An 18,783-nucleotide genomic window follows, 5' to 3' on the forward strand; every position below is an offset into this window, starting at 1 on the left:
GGGTGTGGGCGCGGTGCACTGAGGGCGCGGTGCGCTGTGCGGTGCGTGCACTGCAGGACCAGTGCGCTGCAGGACCGCTGTCAGTGCGCGCACGGGACACCCCGCCTCCCGGACCGGTCCTAACGTGGCGGCTCGGCGGGTGACATCCCCGCCCGGACCGGACCCACTCGGGAGCACCATGAACGCCACCACCACCGACTCCCCCTGGGCGCCGCTCGCGGCACGTGTCTTCCGCGCGCTGTGGATCGCCCAGTTGGTCTCCAACATCGGCACCTGGATGCAGACGGTGGGCGCCCAGTGGCTCCTCGTCGGGGACAGTGCCGCGCTGATGACGCTGGTGCAGACGGCGGCCAGCCTGCCCGTCGTGCTGCTGGCGCTGCCCTCCGGGGTGATCGCCGACCGCTTCGACCGGCGTACGGTGCTGGTGACCGCGCAGTTCGCGATGCTGGCGGTGTCCGCGGCGCTGGCCGTACTCGCGTTCCTGGACGCCCTGTCGCCGACGGTCCTGCTCCTCCTGACGTTCCTGCTGGGCTGCGGCACCGCGCTGATGGGCCCGGCCTGGCAGGCGATCCAGCCCGAACTGGTCGCGCGGGAGCGGCTCGGCCAGGCGGCGGCGCTCGGCGCGGTGAACATGAATCTCGCCCGTGCCGTCGGCCCGGCCCTCGGCGGGGCGGTGGTCGCGGCGGCGGGCGCGGGCTGGGTCTTCGCCTTCAACGCCGCGTCCTATCTGGGCATCGCGACCGTCCTCCTGCTGTGGCGGCGCCCCGCCGCGGCGACCGTGCCGCCCGCCACGGGTGAAGGGCTGCTGGCAGCCCTGTACGCGGGCCGCCGTTACGTCTGGAACGCGCCCGGCGTCCGCCGGGTCCTGCTGCGCACACTGCTGTTCATCCCCGGCGGCGCCGCCCTGTGGGCCTTGCTGCCGCTGACCGCGAGCCGCTCGCTCGGCCTCGGCTCCGGCGGCTACGGACTGCTCCTCGCGGCGGTGGGCGCCGGTGCGGTGGGCGGAGCCTTTCTGCTGCCCCGCGCCCATCGTCTGCTGGGCGCCAACGGCACTCTCGCGGCAGGCGCCGTGATGTTCGCCGGGGTGCTCGCGGTACTGGCCACCGTCCGCACCCCGTGGGTGGTCGCGCTCGCCCTGCTCCCGGCGGGCCTCGCCTGGATCGCCGTGCTGTCCACGCTCAACGCGGCCGTACAAACCCGGCTCCCCGGCTGGGTCAGGGCCCGCGGCCTCTCCGTCTATCTCCTGGTCTTCCAGGGCGGGCAGGCGCTGGCCGCACCCCTGTGGGGCACGGTCGCCGACTGGCTCGGGCTGACCGCCTGTCTGCTGATCGCCGGCGCCGCGATGCTGCTGAGCGCGGCCAGCGTACGGCGGTGGCCGCTGCATGACGCCGAAGGCATCGACCCCGCGCCGTCCGACCACTGGCCGACCCCTCCCCTGGTGTTCGCGCCCGGGGAGGCCGACGGCCCGACAGGCCCGGTCCTGGTCTCCGTCGTCTACCGGGTCCAGGCGGAGAACCGGGCCGAGTTCACGGACCGGATGCACCACGTGGCCCGCTCCCGGCGCCGTACCGGAGCCCTGTCCTGGGGCCTCTACCAGGACGGCCACGCCCCGGAGCGGTTCATCGAGAACTACCTGGTCTCCTCCTGGGCCGAGCACCTGGACCAGCACCACGTCCGGCTGACGGCCACCGACCGCCGCTTCGAGGAGGAGGCCCGGGCGCTGCTCATCCCGGGCAGCCCGCCCGAGGTGACACACGCCTTCGACACCTCGGCGGGACCGCCGGTACGGCCCTCGTCCCCGAGCGCGGGAGTCGAGGACGGGAAGGTCAGAAGTCCTCGGATTCCGCGATGACGTGCATCGCGGCCTCCTCCGCCGACGCCCCGGCGCCGTCCAGGCCGCGGTCGGAGGCGAACAGGTCGGACTCGGTGACCTCGTGCGTGCCCTCGTCGGGTGCGAGGAGCCGGCCGGCACGGAGGTCGCCGACCTCGTCGTCGAGGAGTTCGCCGTCCGTGTCCGGGCTGTCGCCGAGGTCGTCGCCCTCCGGGACGCGGATGTCCGGCACCTCCTCGGCCAGACGCTCGTCGAGGGTCTCCCCGCGCTGCGCCTCCGCCGCCGTGACACCCGTGTGCTCGACGGCCCAGGGCCGCTCCGGGGGCGAATACCCCTCGTCCAGGGCTTCCGTGCCGGCCCGGTAGTCCAGCGTGTCCGAGGCGTCCAGCACGCCCGCGTCGTCCTGCACCTCCGAACCGTCCGGCTGGTAGACCTCGTCACCCATCGTCTCGTCGGTCATGTGCGCTCCATCGTTGTCGGGGTCGTTCAGTTGGGTCGTTGCCGGGGTCGTTCGGTTCGGTCGTCGTCGGGGCGTTCGGTTCGGTCCGGCCGTCGACCCGACAGCGTAGAGGCCGTACTCCGGAAGCCGGGGATGTCAGTCCTCCGCGCGGACCGCGCCCGCCGCCCTGCGCCACTGCGCCGGTGACATCCCGTACATGTCGCGGAACGCCCGGCTGAAGTGGGAGGGGCTGGTGAACCCCCACCGGACAGCCACCGCGGCAACCGGACGGTGGGCCGTCGCGGGGTGGACGAGTTCCTCGTGGGCGGCTTCCAGTCGCCGGGTGCGCACCCAGGCGCCCACGGTGGTGTCGTGCCGCTGGAAGAGCTGGTGCAGATAGCGCAGCGAGATGCCGTGCTGGTCGGCGATGGTCTGCGGGCCGAGACCGGGTTCGCCCAGGCGGGTGCGGACGGACTCGGTGATCCGTACCCACAGGTCCGCCGGTTCGGGCGGCCGTCCGGCCTGTTCGAGGGCCACGGTCGCCAGGATGTCCACGACGGCACGGGCGAGTTGCTCACGCCGGAGCGAACCGGCCCGTGCGACCTCGTCGACGAGTCCGTCGAGCAACGGCAGCAGGAGGCCGGCCGCGCCCTCCGCGCTCTCGTCCACCACCGTGGCCGTGAGGGCGTGCAGTTGCCGTTCCTCCAGGCGCAGCAGCGCCCGGGGCACCATGAGGATCCGCGCCCGCTGCCGCTCGGGGAGCACGATCCGAAAGGGCCGCCGGGCGTCGAGGAAGGCCAGGTCGCCGGGGCGGAGTTCGGCGGTGCGGCCGTCCTGCAGCAGTCGGGCGGTGCCCTCCAGCTGTCGGCGTACCAGGAGGTGGGTCCGTGGGTCGGCGGCCACCGCGCGAGCCCCGCGCAGCACGGTTCCGGGGCCGAACTCCTGGGTGGCGATCTGGAGCACGCCGAGTCGGTCGGCGGTCAGGTCGCCGTCCCACGGACGGTCCTGCTCCACGGTGACCTCGACGTCCACGAAGGTCCGTGAGAGGGCGCGCTGCCAGGAGGGGAGACGATCGTCGGGCACCAGGTCCCGGGTGGAGCAGGACACCCAGGGGGCGTGGCCGGTCAGCATGACGCCGTTCCCGCCCACACCCGGTCCCGCCAGTCCGTCGGTGACAGTCCGAAGGCGGTACGGAAGGCCTTGCCGAGCGCGGCCGGGCCGGTGAACCCCCAGCGCCGGGCGACCTGCCCCAGGGTGACGGAGCCCGGCGGCCGGGCGGCGAGTTCCTTGCGGCACTCCTGCAGCCGCTGTTCGCGGATCCACTGGCACACCGTGCTGTCCTCGGCCTCGAACAGCCGGTGCAGACCGCGGACCGAGATGCCGTGCGCACCTGCGATGGCGGACGGGGTCAGTCCGGGGTCCGACAGGTGCCAGCGGATGTACGTCCTGACGCGCAGCAGCAGCACGCCGTCGGCGCCCGGCAGTTCGGCGGGGTCCGCCCCCAGCTGGTCCGCCGCGGTCGCCGCCATCAGGTCGATGACGCTCTCGGCCAGCCGGTCGGCCGTAGGCGTCGCGTACGACGCGGAGGTGTCCGCCAGCCGGTCCAGCATCGGCGCGAGCAGGGCGGGCAGCCCGCCGCGCGGAGGTACCGAGCGGCCGGTGAGCTGCCGCAGGCCGCCGTCGGGGAGCTGGAGCAGCGCGCGCGGGACCGCGAAGATCTTCATCCGGAAGCGTTCCGGGAAAGCGGTGCGGAAGGGGCGGACGGTCTCGAAGAACCCGATGTCCCCGGTCCGCAGCTCGGTGGTGCGGCCGTCCTGTTCGACCTGGGCCCGGCCGGCGCTCTGAACGGCCACGAAGACCTGGCGTCCGTCGCCGCGGGCGATGGAACGCGGCGTCCGGTGGACATGGCCGGGGTCGCACTCCACCGTGGTGATCTGCATGTTTCCCAGGTGGTCCGTCCGCATGCTGGCGTCGTAGGAACCGCCTTCGGTGGTGATGTCCATCCCGACCAGGGTGTCGAACACGGCGTGGTGCCAGTAGTCCAGGCTCTCGCTCGGCGCGACCGAGCGGGTGGTCAGCACGGTGCTCCGCCCGCCCGCCGGTACGGCCGGGTGCGGACGTCTCTCCTCGTGGGAGTCGATCGCGGTTGGCATACCGTCAGCATGGCGCGGCGGTGCCGGCCCACGCATCAGTCGGCCGACTGCTCTCGGGCCGCCACAATGGTGATCGTCACGATGATGACGATTTCGAACGCGTACGCAGGAAGGCGCATCCCGTCAGGATCGCCGCCCGGGTGGGCTCGCTGTCGGCCAGGGCGTGCAGCGCCACGAAGTCGTGGATCGTCCCGAGGAACCGCACGGACGCCGCCTCGACCCCGGCCTCGGACATCCGGCGCGCGTACTGCTCGCCCTCGTCGCGGGCCACGTCGGCCTCGGCGGTGACGACCAGCGCGGGCGGCAGCCCCGCCAGCTCGTCCGTGCTCGCCCGCAGCGGGGCCGCGGTGGGTTCGCTCCGCCGCGCGGGGTCGGCGACGTAACGCGTCCAGTAGGCGCGCAGCGCCTGGCGTGTGAGGAGGTAGCCGGTGGCGAACTGCCGTTGTGAGGCGCTGTCGCAGCCGGCGTCGGTGAGCGGGTAGTAGAGCAGTTGCGCGCCGATCCGCGGTCCGCCTCGGTGCTTCGCCAGCATGGTCACGGCGGCCGCCAGCGTGGCCCCGCCGCAGTCCCCCGCCACCGCCAGCCGGTCGGGGTCCAGCGCGAGTTCGCCGGCCTGGGAGACCGCCCAGGTCAACAGCGAGTAGCACTCCTCCAGGGCCACCGGGTAGCGGGCCTCGGGGGCGCGGCTGTACTCCGGGACCAGGGCGCACATCCCCGCACCGGTGACGAGTTCGCTGATGAGCCGGGCGTGGGTCTGTGCGTCGCCGAGCGCCCAGCGGCCGCCGTGCAGATACAGGAGGGCCGGCAGTGGGCCGGACACCCCGGCGGGGCGGACGGTCCAGAAGCCGAGCAGTCCGGACGGGCCGGCCGGTGCCACGCGGAAGACCGCGTCCACGTCGAAGTCCTCGAACCGCTCGGGCTGGGTCTCGCGCAGGGCGCGCCGCGCGGTGTCCGGGCCGAGGTCGTCGAGGGAGGGCGGGGTGGCGGAGGCGGTGAGCAGGCGCTGCACCACGTGGTCGAGGGCCACGGCCGCACCCGGTTCTCCGGGTCTCATGGGCTCTCCTCCGACCGTTCTGTCGCCGCTCTCACCGGTCCTGTACCAGGTCACGGAGCTGATGACGGCTGCTGACGCCGAGCTTGGGATACACGTTGTACAGATGCGAGCCTACGGTGCGCGGCGAGAGGAAGAGCCGCTCCCCTATCTCACGGTTCGACAGACCGCTCGCGGCGAACTGGACGATCTGCCGCTGCTGTGCCGTCAGCTCGTCCAGCGGCCCCACGCTCTTGGGGGCCGGTGCGGCGCCGCTGGCGCGCAGCTCTATCCGGGCGGCGGTCGCGAGGGCGCCGGCGCCGAGGCGTTCGGCGGTCTCCAGGACCGTGGTCAGCTGTCGGCGCGCCTCCAGCGTACGACGGCGGCGTCGCAGCCTGATCGCGTAGTCGAGGCGGACGTGACCGCGCTCCCACGGCCACCGGCCTGCCCCGTGATTGACGAGCGCGAGCTGGAAGTGCTCCTCGGCCTCGCCGTCCGGGCCGACCATGGCGGCGGCGTGGTGCATGAGCAGCGTCATCCTGGTGCTCGGGCGGTCCCCCTGTTCGGCGCGGACCCGCTCCAGGATCGGCAGTGCCTCGGCGGACCGTCCGGTGCGCTGGGCGGCGACCGCGAGTTCGGCGATGCTCCGCGCGGACAGGTGGGGGTGCAGCGGCGCTCCGTCGGCGGTGAACAGTTCGCGCAGGTGCCGCCAGGCTCCTTCCCCGTCGCCTTGTGAGAGGGCGGCGAGTCCACGGGCGCGCAGCAGCCGGGCGTGCGTGGCCCGGTTCTCGTCCAGGCAGACGGCACGCCAGACGGCGGGGGTGAGCCGGGGCGCCTCCGTGAGGGTTCCACGCAGCGCCCGGACGGTGAGCGCCTGTGCCTCCAGGTCGGCCTGGAGGCGGGGCAGGCGCAGTACCTCGGCCTCGGTCAGGGCGTCCTGGATGACGGTTTCGGCCTCCGGGAACCGCCCGATGGCCAGGAGGGTGTCGACGAGAGGGAGGACCGACCAGCCGCGCAGTCCGAAGGCGCGGGCGGCCCGCAGCCGGTCGTCGGCCGTACGCGACTGCCCCAGGTCCACGTCCGCCTCGTCCGCGTGGCGGGCCACGGTGGCAAGCACCGTCCGAGCGGCCGGCGCGTCCGGTCCGAGGGGCCGGGAGTCCGGTCCGACGGACGGGACGTCCGGTCCGGCAGGCGAGACGCCGTACGGTCGGCCCGGGCCGGACTGCGGGGTGGCGTGCGGCCTGCCGAGGCCGGAGTGCGAGCCGGTGGCGGACTCCGGCCGGGCCACCACCGTGACCAGTGCTTCCAGTGCGCGCCGCGCGTGCGGTGTGTCCAGGCGGAGCAGTGGGCCAGCCGCGGCGGGATGCCAGCGCGCGGACGCGTGGGCCTGGCGGGCGCGGTCGAGCAGGGTGGACAGGGCGGCCGTGTGCTCCGGCAGGCCGGACTGGTCGGCGATGGCCGCCGCGAGGCCCGTGAGCGCGAGCGCGTGGGTCCGGTCGATCGCCGGGAGGTGTTCGGCGACCTCGGCCAGTACCTCGAAGGCCTCGCGCTGGGCGGACTCCTGGGACAGGACGGAGGCCAGGGCGCCTGCCGCGGCACAGACGAGTTCCGGATCGACTTTCCGATCAGCCTTCGGGTCCGCTTCCGTATCGGCCTTCGGGGCAGCTTCCGTATCGGCCGTCGGCTCGGCTTCCGGAGGGGCTTCCGGAAGGGCTTCCGGGTGGCCGGACTCCTGGACGAGCCGTCCGTACAGCTCCCGTACCCAGCCGGGATCGCCCACCATGTGCGCCGCTGTCAGTGCTTCGGCCAGCCGACGCGCCCGTTTTGACCGCTGTGGGCTGAGCCGTGCCGCCCGCTCCAGGGCGTGCGCGGCCGACACCGCGTCCCCGCGCCGCCAGGCGGACTCGGCCAGCAGGGCGGCGACGAACGCGTTGGGTCCCACGGTGGTGGCGGCCAGATGGCGGGCCCTGGCCTCGGGCAGGACGGCGATCTTGGCGAGGTCGCGGTGTGCCTGCCGGCGTTCACCGGCCGGGCGCCTGAGATACGCGGCCGAGCGCGCCAGCGGATGCCGGAAGTCGAGCCGGTCCTCGACCAGTACGACCAGGGCGGCGGCCTCCGCCGGTGCCCACACCGCGAGGTCGTCGGTGCCCAGGGCGGCCATGACGGCGCCGACGGTCTCGCCGGGCCCGGCGGCCGCCGCGTACAGCAGGGCCCGGCGTGTCCGCGCGGGAAGCGCGTCCAGTCGTACGCCGAAGACGTGCTCCGCGGGCAGATGTCGTGTCACTCCGGTGGGCCCCGGTACGCCGCGGCTCAGCTCCACGAGGGCCAGCGGATTGCCCTCGGCCTCCGCCAGGATCTCCAGGCGGTGCCGGCCCGTGGGCGCCGACGGCTGCCCGTCGAGGAACGCTGCGGCCGGGGCGTCGCTCAGCGGCCCCAGTCGCAGGATCTCGGAACCGGGCGGCGGGCCGGGGAGGTCCGCCTCGTGGTGTGCGGCGACCAGCACGGTGAGCGCGCGGCCGGGGAGCAGCCGGACCGCGGTGAACAGCGCTTCGAGGAAGGCGCGGTCGCACAGGTCGGCGTCGTCCACGCACACCAGCACCGGCCGGACCGCGGCGAGCCGGTCCAGCAAGGCCGTGACCGCCGTGTGCAGCTCAGACCTGTCGCCGTCGTCCGCGCCCGGTACGGCCGTCAGCAGCCGTTGCTGCGCGGCGGGCAGAGCGGCCAGCTCGCCTCGTACCGTCGGTGTCAGCAGCTGCCGCAGACAGGCTTGCGCATGCCTAGGGTCCTCGGCCCAGCCCTGTGCGGACAGCACCAGTACGCCGTCGGTGGCGGCCCGTTCCCTGACGTGCCGGAGCACGGTCGTCCGCCCGATCCCCTCCTCGCCGAGGAGCAGCAGGGTCTGCGGAGTGCCGGGCTCGCGTGTCACGCAGCGCAGGATCCGCTCGATCTCGCCGTCCCGGCCCAGGACGGTGGCCTCGTGGCCGGTCATGGGCTGCTGGGGCGGGTGGACCGTCATGCACGTACTCCCGGGGCGGTGCGTTTTCCCTTACCTGGGGATTCTCGCCGAGGCCGGGGCGAAACCGCTTCTGTCACATGACTGGTCACCGGGCCTCACTACGTGGTCCAGAGATGGAGGGCGGACTCGGTGGCGGAGGCGGTGTACCAGGTACCGTCGCCCAGAGCCCTGGGCAGGCCGGGCACCTCGAAGGGGTAGGCGAGACGGTCGGTCAGTCGCATACGGGTCGCATCGATGAGCCAGTGCCTGCCCGTGCCGAACTCTTCGTCGCTCTCGACCGTCGCGACGACGACGGTGTCCTCGTCGGCGAAGCCGCCCTCGTAGTCGAAGAACGCCTGTGTCTCGTCGCCCTCGAAGGCTTCGGACTGCTCGGTCGTCGGCGCGGGGCGCGGTGGGAGTTCGGCCGCGGACAGGGAGGCTTCCACCGTGCCGTCGGTGACCCGGTGGAGGGCGAGGGTGTCCTGGTCGTGGGTGACGGTGAGCAGGCGGTTTCCGGTGGGACTCACAGCCAGCAGGACGCGGTCCTCGTCACTGAAGCTGTCGATGGCGAGGGTGCGGCCGTCCCAGCGTCCCCAGCGCAGCGGAGCGCCGTCCTGTCCTTCGCCGATGGTCAGGCCCATCTGGCCAGCATCCGGATGCCCGACGTGGTCGGAACCTTCGGCTGCCGTATGTGTCGCGGCGCGGGCCAGTACCGTGCCGTCCTGGGCGGCCATGATCAGCCATTCGTCGGCTCCACGGCCGCGGTCGAGGGCCAGGGGGCCGCGGATGTGGGCCCACACCAGGGTCCCGTCCGCGGAGAACCCGGCCGAGCCGCTGCCGACGTACCGATGGTCCCGCTGGTCGGCGTACTCGGCGAAGGACTCGTGCCCCGCGCACCCTGCCCAGCAGCGGTGTCGCACCTCCCACCTCAGGTTTCCCGCCCGGTCCACCACCCTTAGCGCGTGCGGCCCGGCGAAGACGGCCAGGTCACCGGTCGGCGACACCGCGAAGTGGCCGTACCGGCGCGGCCAGGGAGCCGGAAAGCGGCCGGTCCCGGCCGTGGCCCACGACTCGTCGAGGTGCTGCACGATCAGCTCCGTGTCACCTCGCTGTACGAGCAGCCGCCTTCCCGCCCGCCGCTCCAGGTGGGGGGCGTCGTCGGCTCTGGTGAAAGGCAGAGGGGCGGCGATTGTGGTCACGAGTCGGGCAGGGTGCGTCACGAGGACTCCGAAGGACGGGGGAACTTGCTGGCTCTTGGTGGCGCAGAGGACCGTCCGCTTACGGACCAGTCGGCGTCGTCCGGGAGCGAGGGCAGGCCGCCCGTGCGAGCGGCCGGACGGGCGGTTTCCGTCTGGGCCGGGGACAGTTCGTCGAACTGCAGCAGGTAGACGCACGGGCGGGAGCGGGCAAGCAGCTCGGCCGCGACCGCGTCCGGGACGCCGTACTGCTGCGCCGTGTCGTGAACGAGCTGCTCGTGGATCGACGTCATGCACGTGATCGTGCCAGGAGGCACTGACATCCGTTCGCCGGTCCGGCGATTTCCGATCGCGGAAGGTCCTCGTCAGCGGCATCGTGCTGCCCCGCGCGGTTCCGACGACGTGGTCGCACAAGCCGGACCACGATCATCTCCCCGTAACCGACGTGATCACCTGCGCATCGAGCCAGACTTGATGGATGGAGTCGAATGCCCCGTGGTCGCCGGCTGCCGCCTGGGACTGGATGGAGGAATGCGCACGGTCCGCCGACTCCGCGGTGCGAGGGACCGACTCATGGGTTCCCCCTGTCGCGGAGGAGTTGGTGCTGGCTGCGAGGGCGAGCGCGTTGAGCCAGTGGTATCCGTTCACCAGCCACAACCACCTTCGGTTCGAGGACAGCCCCGCGTTCTGGATGCCTGGCGCACTGGATGTCAACAAGCTGGCTGGGTCCATCTCGTTCGACACCGGTGGACCGCAGGGTCGTCCCTTCTTCAGGGTCTGGAGCGGCCTCCTTCTCCAGAAGCCCGACCCCGTGCTCGTACTCTCCACCGCGAACGCCGTCGAGGCCGTGGCCGCACTCGTAGGGCTGGCGGCAGCTCACGGCGTGGAGAACCGGCCGTAGCGGCGCCTTTTCGCAGAGCAGTCTGGCGACAACCTCTTTCACTGGGCTCAGCCATCCAAGTCCCCCACACGAGTGGCCACCCGCGGGCGTCCGCCGCATCCTCCCTATCGGCGCCCCTCCCCCGGCGAGGAGTGGCCGATTCTCATGCGTGGAGCCTCTCGGTCCTCAACTACGCTGCACATTCCGAGAACGGACAGAACGTAAGGAAGATCACAAGACGGACATGCGGTGGGGCGAGTCGGGGAGGGGCCATGAAGGTCTACGAGGCCATCGTCAAGGGGCTGGAAGGAATCGGGGTGAAGACCGCCTTCGGCGGTGCCGGGGAGAGCGTCGCCGACCTGATGCTGGCCCTGGAGGAGTCGCGACGGATCCGGACGGTCATCACCCGTAACGAGCAGGCCGCGTCCTTCATGGCCTGTGGTGAGGCCATGTACACGGACCGGCTGGGCTTCTGCTTCGCGACGGCGGGCCCGGGCGCGTTCAACCTGATATCCGGGCTGGGCGTGGCGATGACCGACTCCTATCCGGTGCTGGCCGTCTCGGGTTACGCACGGATGGAGTGGGAGGGGTGGGGGGCGCTCAACGAGACCTCGGGGGTGCACCGCACTGCCGACTCGCGGGCCATGTTCGCGGCCACGACCAAGAAGTCCTTCCTGATCTCCGACCCGTCCGACACCTGTGACGTCCTGGAAGAGGCAGTCAACATCGCTCTGGGCGGACGGCCCGGACCGGTACACATCCATGTGGCCAGCGACCTCAACGAGCGCGGCACCGAGGTGAAGAACTTCCGGCCCCTGCAGCTCGACGTGGCTCCGGTCCTGCCCGACCCCGCAAGGGTCGAGGAGATCTCGTCGTTCCTGGCGGACGCGCTCGGGCGGCGGAAGAAGATCGTGCTGCTCGCCGGCTTCGGCGCGGTGCGCAGCGGAGCCGGGCCGGAGATCAGGCGACTGATCGAGCGGTTCCAGATCCCGTTGATCACCACGCTGGACGGCAAGGGCATCGTGCCGGAGGGGCATCCGCTCGCCGTGGGGGTCTTCGCCGACAGCGGTCACTCCAGCGCCTGGAAGGCCTTCCGGGAGGCCGACATCGTCCTGGCCGTCGGAAACTCCTTCAACCAGCACGCCACCTTCGACTTCCGCGGCGACCTGTTCCAGGACAAGCAGCTCGTCCATGTGAACATCGACGGGGACGAGTTCAAGAAAAGGTACCGGGCCGACCACACCCTGGTGTCCGACGCCCGCCCGGCGGTGGCCGCACTCGTCGACGCGCTGGAGCGGCGGGTCGGTGAGGTGCCGCAGGTCGAGGTCGACGGCCAGGACTACGAGGCCCGGCGCATCGTCCGGCTGCCCGGCAAGCTCCACCCGGGCCAACTCGCGCAGGCGATCGGCCGGATACTGCCGCCGCAGGGCATCCTGCTGGGCGACGCGGGCGCCCACACGGCCTGGCTCGGCTACTACGTGGAGCTGGAGGACGGGCAGCACTTCCGCAAGGCCGGTTCCTACGGGCCGATGGCAGGAGCCGTCAACAGCGCCATCGGCGTACAGCTCGCACACCCGGGACGGACCGTCGTCGTCGGCTGCGGTGACGGGTGCTACGCGATGAGCGGGTTCGAGCTGATGACCGCCGTCGAACACGAGATCCCCGTCATCTGGGTCATCTTCAACGACGAGGAGTTCAAGCTCATCAAGCTCTACCAGCTGTCCCAGCACGGGGAGTCCGGCCTGACCGGGTTCCGGAACCCGGACTACACGGCGTACGCGCGCGCGTGCGGTGCGGACGGCTACCGGGTGGACACGCTCGACGAGTTCGAGGACGCGTTCCGCAGGGCGCTGCGCTCCGGGCGGCCCACGCTCATCGACGCCCACATCACCCGGTGGGCCGTTCCGCACTACAGCCCCTCACCCGACGGTGTGATCGCCGGTCTCGTGGAGGCCGTCGAGGAACGCCTGAGGGAGGACTGAAGGACGACTGAGGGCGGGCTGAGGGCGGGCTGAGAAGAACCGGACCAGAAGGGGGGAAACCATGTCCAAGGCGGATCTGGTTCTGGAAGGCGGAGGGGTACGCGGTCTGGGCACCGCGGGTGCGGTGATCCGGCTGCTGGAGGAGGGATACACCTTCCAGCGCGTGGCGGGCACCTCGGTGGGTGCCGTCGCCGCGGCCTTCGTGGCGGCCGGCATGGACGCCGAAGAGCTGCGCGAGGTCATGGAAGACCTGGAACTGAACCTGATACCCGACCGGGACCGGCTCGGCAGGTGGCCGATGCCGGGCGTTCCGATGCTGAGCGAAGGCGTTTCACTGCTCCGCCGGCACGGGGCGTACCAGGGTGCCTGGATCCACCAGTGGATAAAAACCGTACTCGCCAGGAAGAAGGTCACCACCTTCGCCGATCTGCGACGCGAGGACAGCGGTGACTCCGCGGGGCTCACCGAGGACCAGAAGTACAAGCTGGTGGTAACGGCCACCGATGTCACACGCGGCCGGCTGCTGCGACTTCCGTGGGACTACCACCTCTACGGCCTCAAGGCGGAAGAGCAGTCGGTGGCCGACGCCGTACGGATGTCGCTGTCGATTCCCTTCTACTTCCAGCCGCGCACACTCGCCCATGGCGAGACCGGACAGGAATCGGTGATCGTCGACGGCGGGGTGCTGTCCAACTTCCCCGTCGAGGTGTTCGACCGCACCGACGGAGAGAAGAGCCGCTGGCGGACGATCGGGGTACGTATCCTCCCCGACCTGCCCGCGGGCATCGCCCAACTGTTCTCGCTCCCGGCTCTGCGGCTGTTCCCGTTGCTGCACCTGCTCCAGCAGGTCGTGACGACCGCCGTCGTGGGCAACGACCAGAGCCATCTGGACCGCCCCGGGGTACGGGACCGGACCATCGCCGTGGACCTGCCGGCTCTCGGTGTCACCGATTTCGGCCTGGACCTGGCCCAGCGGCAGGAGGCCGTCCAACGCGGCTGGCACGCGGCCGACGCGTACGTGAAGCGTTGCCCCACCGATCCTTCGGAGTGACGGCCGACGGGGCGGGGCGAGTGCGCACGGTTTCTCCCGGTCACCGATGAGTTTCGGTGCGCCGACCGGTCCAAGTCGGCGTATCCGAAAGAGGGAGAACCCGATGGGCCAGACGCGCCCGCATCCGACGACCGGCATCGCCCGCCGCATGTTCGAGCTCCTGGAGCCGATCTGCCTGGTCACCTTCTGCGCCGACGAGTGCAACGAAGAACTGGCCGCGCTCGGCCACCGCACCTACTGGGACGGCTATTTCGCCAGCCGTGCCGCACCACTGGGACGGGTGCCGGCCCACGTCGTGCACGCGGCCTTCTACAACTTCGCCGACGGGGAGGCCGCACGGCACATCCCAAGCGCCTGGGAGACGATCCCGCCCGAGGCCTCCGTCGCCGCGCGGGAGCGGGGCAGCGCGGCCTCCCTGCGCCGCATCCTCGGCGACGAACTGGCCGACTCCCCCGGCCTGGTGCGCGCCGCGGACCTCACGACCAAGGCCGCGACGAGCGCCCCCACCGAAGGCCGGGTGATGTACGCGGGCATGCGCACCCTTGAGGTACCCGGCGACCCCGTCGCCCGGTTGTGGCATTCCGCGACCATGCTGCGCGAGCACCGCGGTGACGGGCACATCGCCGCGCTCGTCGGCGCGCGTATCGGCGGCACGGAAGCCCATGTGCTCTCCGCTCTGGAACAGGGCATCCACCCCCCGGAGTCGTTCGGCCGCATCCATCACCTGCCGAAAGAGCGCCTGGCCGCGGTCATGTCCGGCCTGCGCGCACGCGGGCTCGTCGACGCCGACGGCCACTTCACCGAGGCCGGCCGCGCGACCAAACAACGCATCGAAACGCTCACCGACGAACTCGCCGTCGCGCCCTACGACGCCCTGTCCCCCGCCGAGCTCGACGAACTGATCACCGAACTCGAACCCGTCACCGCGGCGCTGGTGGCCACAGGCTCACAGTGACACGCAGAAACCGCCACAGACCAGAACGGCCGCGGAAATATACGACAGGTCACGCAACCAACCGCTGTACTCATGTGTCTGAAGAACGCTGCATGAGGACAGGAGAGGCATGGACATTCCATTCCCCCCGTGGGCCCGGGCCGCGCGCCCGAGAAGTGGTTGCTGCGCGTCGGTCTCGTTGGCCTGTTCATCGCGACCCCCGGTGTGACGGTCGGCTGCTTCGAGGGGTTCGACGACGGAACGGAGGCCGGTGCCTTCGCCTGGTTCACGATGTTCATCGGCGGTCTGCTGGTGGGCGCCGCGGCCTACGGCGGCCTGTTGCTCAGCCTGAATCCCCAGTCGCGGAAGGAACGCCGACGCAGGACGGTGGCCCTGCGCTCCCTGCAAGCTCCGCTGGCCACCGCCGATCTCACCTACTCCACTCTCCTCGAAGCTGCCACGAGTTCCGCGGGCGACGCACCACGGCAGAAGCCTCCCGCACCCGCGACCGATGACCGGGGCCGGTTGGTCTGGTGGCGCGATCGTGCCCTGCTCAGCGCCTTCCGTCTGCCCGGCATCGCCGGCTGGACCGTCTTCGTGGCGCTCACGGGGCTCAGTGGTGTGCTGCACCTCTTCGGCGGGACCGGCCGCGGCCTGCTCTTCCTCGCCGCGTCGGCCTGCGGACTGGTGGTGAGCGTGTTCGGAGCACGGCGCGCCCGCGCTCTCGCCCGCGTGGCCGTCAGCGAGGACGTACGCCCGATGCGCTGGCTACTGCTGCACGAACCGCACGACGGAGAGGCCTACTTGCTGCTGTACGAGGCCGACGGCGACCCGGACGAGACCGCGCCCCTGCTCCTGCAGATCGCCACGAAGCGGCAGGCACGACGTCTTGCGCCGGCGGGCGTCGCCGACGTCCACGGCCTGCCGCGGCCCGGCGCTGCCCTCGTACCGTGGATCGATGGCGCACCGTTGTGGACCTCTCACCGCGTGACCACCCTCGACCTGACCTCAGAGGACGACCGCGGGCTGCTCACGTATCTCATGGGGCCCGTTCCGCGCGACGCTCGGGCGTGAGCCCACTCAGGGCGCAACTGACGGCCGCGGGATCACGGTAGGGCAGGGCCGGTCCGATCGCACCAGGCGGGCCTTGTCCGGTAGTTCACGTACGCCGACGGACGAATCGAAAGTGGACAGATCGACCGTGGACGGGTCAGTCGTGGACGGGTCGGCCGTGGAGGGGGGCGGCCGTGGAGGGGGGCGGCTTACGGAGCGGTTGGTCGGGTCCGGTGACGCTGACCCCGTACAGCGTCACCAGGATCGACTGAGGCGGTCAGGGCACGAGTTCCCCGGGGCGAATGGTTTCGACTGCGAGTACCGCATGAACCAGCACGACCCGCAGAACCAGCAGTACCCGCAGCAGCCGAACTGGGGTCAGCCGCAGCAGCAGCCGGGGTGGGGAGCCCCGCCTCCGCCGCCGCGGAAGAGCAACACCGGTCGCAACATCGGCATCGGATGCGCCGGCGCCGTCGGCCTTCTCGTCATCCTGGGAATTTTCGGCGCCGCTCTCGGCGGCGACTCGGACGACAAGACCAGCAAGGACACAACCGCGGCCGCGACCAAGGACAGCGGTACGGGGGCCGAGAAGAGCGAGGCTCCGAAGAAGAAGGAAGCGGCGGCGCCCGAGTCGCCCATCAAGGTCACCGCGAAGGAGACCCCCTTCAAGGCCTCGATCCTGGCGCAGGACGCCAATTACACCAGCGTGTCCGTGACCATCACGAACAACAGTGACGACACGATCGACGTGAACCCGCTGTACTTCGCGATCACCGACACCAAGGGCACGAAACACGCCTCCGAGCTGGCCGCCGACGAGAACCAGATCGACACCGTGAAGTTGGCCCCCGGGGAGAACGTCACCGGGGCGGTCACCGGCAAGGGCAAGTTCACCGCGAAGACCGTTACGTACACGGACGGGCTCATCGGCGACTCGATCCGCGCCGACGTTTCCTGACTCCGCGACAGGTCAGCCCGGCCCGCTTCCGTGCGCGGCCGGGCTTCGGCATGTCTGGGTGCCCGTACCGGGGGCGGTAGTCCGTGACTTCACCGCGGACACGCCGAACGCCCGTCCTGAACTGTTCGGTGCGCGTGGGGCGTTGCTTTCGTCGGTCGGACCGACTGCTCAATCGCGCTTGGAAACGGCGTCGCTCATAAGCTGCCACATCTCATAGTTCCCGCATTCCGCCGTGATCTCGGCCGTCGCCTGAGCCGCGGTGATGAAGTCATCGACCAGTGGCGAGGTGCGTGAGGCCGTCACCGCGAGGCACACCTGCTCGGGCGCCAGCTCCGGGATGGGCACATAGACGACTTCCGGATGGGAGTAGAACACGGTCGCCGAACGGGCCAGGAACGAGATGCCCCGGCCGGCCGCGACATGTTCGAGCGTCTCGTCCGCCCCGCGCACCACGTACCCGGCATTGGGGTGCGGGCGCCTGGTCGGCTGCGTGCTCGGGTCGGCGTGCCAGACCAGCGGTTCGCCGGCCAGGTCCGCCTCGGTGACCTCCTCCTTGCCGGCCAGCCGGTGGCCGACGGGCAGCACCGCCACCCGCGGCTCGGCGTACAGCGGGGTGACACGCAGACCGGTCTCGTCGATGGGCAGCCGCACATAGCCGACGTCGATGCGGCCGTCGAGCAGCATCGGGGCCTGGTCGTCCCCTTCGATCCGCTGTACGTCCACGACCACGTCCGGGTGCCGGGCCTCGAACGCCTGCGCCGCCGGAATGACCGGGATACCGGCGCGGAATCCGATCGTCAACCGCCGGCTGCCGCGGGCGGCGGCGGACACCCGGCGACGGACCGCGTGCGCGGAAGCGAGCAACGGACCGGCGTCGGCCAGCAGTTGTCGGCCCGCGTCGGTGAGCGCTACGCCGTGACGGTCCCTGGTGAACAGTGTGGCGCCGAGATCCTGTTCAAGCGCGCGGATCTGCCGACTGAGCACCGGCTGCGCGATATGCAGTTCATCGGCGGCGCGGCCGAAGTGCAACCGGTCGGCCACGGCGACGAAGTAACGCAATTTACGCAGGTCCAGATCCATGGCGCCTCCCGGTCCGGTGATGCCTTGAGGGTATCACCGCAGCCAAAAGAGGTCTTGGACACTTACTCAGGCAACTGGCAGCCTAAATAGGTACCTCGATTCGGCACCTCAATGCGACATCTCAATGCGGAACCTCAACGCGACCTGATCGCATTCGCCGTAAGAGCACTCCCGAAAGAACGCATCGAGAATTGTCGCCACTTCTCACGCGACACCAACGACAAGGAAAGAAGGAGCATCAGCGTGCGCGTTTTCGTCACTGGTGGGACCGGCCATTCCGGTTCGTACATCATCCCCGAACTCATCACCGCCGGACATGAGGTCACCGGCCTGGCCCGGTCGGACACGGCCGCGGCGGCGTTGTCCGCGCTCGGCGCGAAGGTGCGTCGCGGTGGCCTTGAGGATCTCGACGGGCTCAAGGAGGCGGCCGCAGACACCGACGGCGTCATCCACGTCGCGCACAGGCAGGACCTGCTCCCCACAGGCGGGCTCGACGCCGTGGCCGCCGCGGAGCTCCGGATCATGCTCGCGTACGGCGAGGCACTGGCGGGAACCGGAAAGCCGCTGGTCGCGGCGGGGAGCATAGGCTCACCGGGGAACCTGGGCCGGCCGGTCACCGAGGAGGATCCGGCCCTTCCCGGCGGCGATGAGTACAAGGGCACCCTGCGGGTTCGCAACGTCGTGGAGACCACCGTGATCGGCCTCGCCGAGCAGGGAGTGCGGTCCTCGGTCGTGCGGATCGCCAACATCGCGCACAGCACGACCGATCGGGCCGGGTTCCTCGTGCAGCTGATCGCGCTCGCGAAGGAAAAGGGGTTCGTCGGCTACCCCGGTGACGGCGCGAATCTGTGGAACGCCGTGCACATCCGCGATGTCGCCTCATTGTTCCGGCTGGCATTGGAGAAGGGGCCGGCCGGGAAATACTGGCACGCGGTCGGTGACGGGGCCGTGCCGCTGCGCGAGATAGCCGAGGCCATAGGCAGCCGTCTGGGACTGCCCGTCGCGAGCGTTCCCGCGGACGTACTGATGGTGCCTGGATATTTCGGGTTTCTCGCGAACATAGTCACGCAGAGCTACCCGGCGTCCAACCTCATCACTCGCCGCACCCTGGGCTGGGAACCCATTCAGCCCGGCCTGTTCGCCGATCTGGACAACGGCCATTACGGCGCATGACAAGAATTCGGCTCTTCTGAAAGGACGA

The 18,783-nt window shown here is 71.0% G+C and carries 16 protein-coding genes; 8 read left to right on the forward strand and 8 right to left on the reverse strand.

Annotated elements, in window-relative coordinates; translation table 11 throughout:
* Nucleotides 1–178: 178 nt before the first annotated feature.
* The gene (locus tag J8N05_RS22265; RefSeq protein WP_210885217.1) at nucleotides 179–1,852 is read left to right on the forward strand and encodes an MFS transporter; all 1,674 of its coding nucleotides are present in this window, start codon (nucleotides 179–181) and stop codon (nucleotides 1,850–1,852) included.
* On the opposite strand, the gene J8N05_RS22270 is transcribed toward J8N05_RS22265, so the two are convergent.
* The 7 genes from J8N05_RS22270 to J8N05_RS22300 all read right to left on the reverse strand — a co-directional run bounded on the left by J8N05_RS22270 (nucleotide 1,827) and on the right by J8N05_RS22300 (nucleotide 9,937).
* Nucleotides 1,827–2,291, reverse strand: a complete 465-nt coding sequence (locus tag J8N05_RS22270) for a DUF5709 domain-containing protein (protein WP_210885218.1) — start codon at nucleotides 2,289–2,291, stop codon at nucleotides 1,827–1,829. The two genes, J8N05_RS22265 and J8N05_RS22270, sit on opposite strands and share 26 nt — an antisense overlap.
* A gap of 135 nt (nucleotides 2,292–2,426) precedes the next feature.
* A complete protein-coding gene (locus J8N05_RS22275; RefSeq protein ID WP_210885219.1) occupies nucleotides 2,427–3,401 on the reverse strand; it encodes a helix-turn-helix domain-containing protein in 975 nt (324 codons plus the stop codon).
* On the reverse strand, nucleotides 3,395–4,423 hold the full coding sequence (locus J8N05_RS22280; RefSeq protein WP_210885220.1) for an AraC-like ligand-binding domain-containing protein: 1,029 nt from the start codon (nucleotides 4,421–4,423) through the stop codon (nucleotides 3,395–3,397). The genes J8N05_RS22275 and J8N05_RS22280 overlap by 7 nt, the downstream gene beginning before the upstream one ends.
* A 76-nt stretch (nucleotides 4,424–4,499) precedes the next feature.
* Nucleotides 4,500–5,477 (reverse strand): alpha/beta hydrolase, encoded by a 978-nt coding sequence (locus tag J8N05_RS22285; RefSeq protein ID WP_210885221.1) that lies wholly within the window; start codon nucleotides 5,475–5,477, stop codon nucleotides 4,500–4,502.
* Between the two features lie 31 nt (nucleotides 5,478–5,508).
* Nucleotides 5,509–8,469 (reverse strand): helix-turn-helix transcriptional regulator, encoded by a 2,961-nt coding sequence (locus J8N05_RS22290; RefSeq protein WP_210885223.1) that lies wholly within the window; start codon nucleotides 8,467–8,469, stop codon nucleotides 5,509–5,511.
* A gap of 98 nt (nucleotides 8,470–8,567) precedes the next feature.
* Nucleotides 8,568–9,647 (reverse strand): hypothetical protein, encoded by a 1,080-nt coding sequence (locus J8N05_RS22295; protein WP_247706403.1) that lies wholly within the window; start codon nucleotides 9,645–9,647, stop codon nucleotides 8,568–8,570.
* Between the two features lie 17 nt (nucleotides 9,648–9,664).
* Nucleotides 9,665–9,937, reverse strand: coding sequence for a hypothetical protein (locus J8N05_RS22300; protein ID WP_210885225.1), 273 nt, complete (start codon nucleotides 9,935–9,937; stop codon nucleotides 9,665–9,667).
* 185 nt (nucleotides 9,938–10,122) lie between these two features.
* Between J8N05_RS22300 and J8N05_RS22305 the strand changes: the two genes are divergently transcribed.
* The 6 genes from J8N05_RS22305 (at nucleotide 10,123) to J8N05_RS22330 (ending at nucleotide 16,502) form a co-directional block, all read left to right on the forward strand.
* The gene (locus tag J8N05_RS22305; RefSeq protein WP_210885226.1) at nucleotides 10,123–10,545 is read left to right on the forward strand and encodes a hypothetical protein; all 423 of its coding nucleotides are present in this window, start codon (nucleotides 10,123–10,125) and stop codon (nucleotides 10,543–10,545) included.
* Nucleotides 10,546–10,796: 251 nt separating this feature from the next.
* Nucleotides 10,797–12,506 (forward strand): thiamine pyrophosphate-binding protein, encoded by a 1,710-nt coding sequence (locus tag J8N05_RS22310; RefSeq protein ID WP_210885227.1) that lies wholly within the window; start codon nucleotides 10,797–10,799, stop codon nucleotides 12,504–12,506.
* A gap of 61 nt (nucleotides 12,507–12,567) precedes the next feature.
* Nucleotides 12,568–13,557: a patatin-like phospholipase family protein gene (locus tag J8N05_RS22315; protein WP_210885228.1), complete on the forward strand. Its 990-nt coding sequence runs from the start codon at nucleotides 12,568–12,570 to the stop codon at nucleotides 13,555–13,557.
* 103 nt (nucleotides 13,558–13,660) lie between these two features.
* Nucleotides 13,661–14,512, forward strand: coding sequence for an SCO6745 family protein (locus J8N05_RS22320; RefSeq protein WP_247706404.1), 852 nt, complete (start codon nucleotides 13,661–13,663; stop codon nucleotides 14,510–14,512).
* 129 nt (nucleotides 14,513–14,641) lie between these two features.
* Nucleotides 14,642–15,565: a hypothetical protein gene (locus J8N05_RS22325; protein WP_210885229.1), complete on the forward strand. Its 924-nt coding sequence runs from the start codon at nucleotides 14,642–14,644 to the stop codon at nucleotides 15,563–15,565.
* 304 nt (nucleotides 15,566–15,869) lie between these two features.
* The gene (locus J8N05_RS22330) at nucleotides 15,870–16,502 is read left to right on the forward strand and encodes a DUF4352 domain-containing protein (RefSeq protein ID WP_210885231.1); all 633 of its coding nucleotides are present in this window, start codon (nucleotides 15,870–15,872) and stop codon (nucleotides 16,500–16,502) included.
* A 168-nt stretch (nucleotides 16,503–16,670) separates the two neighbouring features.
* On the opposite strand, the gene J8N05_RS22335 is transcribed toward J8N05_RS22330, so the two are convergent.
* Nucleotides 16,671–17,582: a LysR family transcriptional regulator gene (locus tag J8N05_RS22335; RefSeq protein ID WP_210885233.1), complete on the reverse strand. Its 912-nt coding sequence runs from the start codon at nucleotides 17,580–17,582 to the stop codon at nucleotides 16,671–16,673.
* A 243-nt stretch (nucleotides 17,583–17,825) separates the two neighbouring features.
* On the opposite strand from J8N05_RS22335, the gene J8N05_RS22340 reads away from it, so the two are divergent.
* The gene (locus J8N05_RS22340) at nucleotides 17,826–18,755 is read left to right on the forward strand and encodes an SDR family oxidoreductase (protein WP_210890304.1); all 930 of its coding nucleotides are present in this window, start codon (nucleotides 17,826–17,828) and stop codon (nucleotides 18,753–18,755) included.
* Nucleotides 18,756–18,783: the final 28 nt, after the last annotated feature.

Origin of the sequence: Streptomyces liliiviolaceus (assembly GCF_018070025.1) — a bacterium.
Classification (GTDB): domain Bacteria; phylum Actinomycetota; class Actinomycetes; order Streptomycetales; family Streptomycetaceae; genus Streptomyces; species Streptomyces liliiviolaceus.

Excerpts from the sequence above, each read along its gene's own strand:
- J8N05_RS22265 (WP_210885217.1), top strand. The coding sequence starts at position 179 with ATGAACGCCACCACCACCGACTCCCCCTGGGCGCCGCTCGCGGCACGT.
- J8N05_RS22270 (WP_210885218.1), bottom strand. The coding sequence starts at position 2,291 with ATGACCGACGAGACGATGGGTGACGAGGTCTACCAGCCGGACGGTTCG.
- J8N05_RS22275 (WP_210885219.1), bottom strand. The coding sequence starts at position 3,401 with ATGCTGACCGGCCACGCCCCCTGGGTGTCCTGCTCCACCCGGGACCTG.
- J8N05_RS22280 (WP_210885220.1), bottom strand. The coding sequence starts at position 4,423 with ATGCCAACCGCGATCGACTCCCACGAGGAGAGACGTCCGCACCCGGCC.
- J8N05_RS22285 (WP_210885221.1), bottom strand. The coding sequence starts at position 5,477 with ATGAGACCCGGAGAACCGGGTGCGGCCGTGGCCCTCGACCACGTGGTG.
- J8N05_RS22290 (WP_210885223.1), bottom strand. The coding sequence starts at position 8,469 with ATGACGGTCCACCCGCCCCAGCAGCCCATGACCGGCCACGAGGCCACC.
- J8N05_RS22300 (WP_210885225.1), bottom strand. The coding sequence starts at position 9,937 with ATGACGTCGATCCACGAGCAGCTCGTTCACGACACGGCGCAGCAGTAC.
- J8N05_RS22305 (WP_210885226.1), top strand. The coding sequence starts at position 10,123 with ATGGAGTCGAATGCCCCGTGGTCGCCGGCTGCCGCCTGGGACTGGATG.
- J8N05_RS22310 (WP_210885227.1), top strand. The coding sequence starts at position 10,797 with ATGAAGGTCTACGAGGCCATCGTCAAGGGGCTGGAAGGAATCGGGGTG.
- J8N05_RS22315 (WP_210885228.1), top strand. The coding sequence starts at position 12,568 with ATGTCCAAGGCGGATCTGGTTCTGGAAGGCGGAGGGGTACGCGGTCTG.
- J8N05_RS22320 (WP_247706404.1), top strand. The coding sequence starts at position 13,661 with ATGGGCCAGACGCGCCCGCATCCGACGACCGGCATCGCCCGCCGCATG.
- J8N05_RS22330 (WP_210885231.1), top strand. The coding sequence starts at position 15,870 with ATGAACCAGCACGACCCGCAGAACCAGCAGTACCCGCAGCAGCCGAAC.
- J8N05_RS22335 (WP_210885233.1), bottom strand. The coding sequence starts at position 17,582 with ATGGATCTGGACCTGCGTAAATTGCGTTACTTCGTCGCCGTGGCCGAC.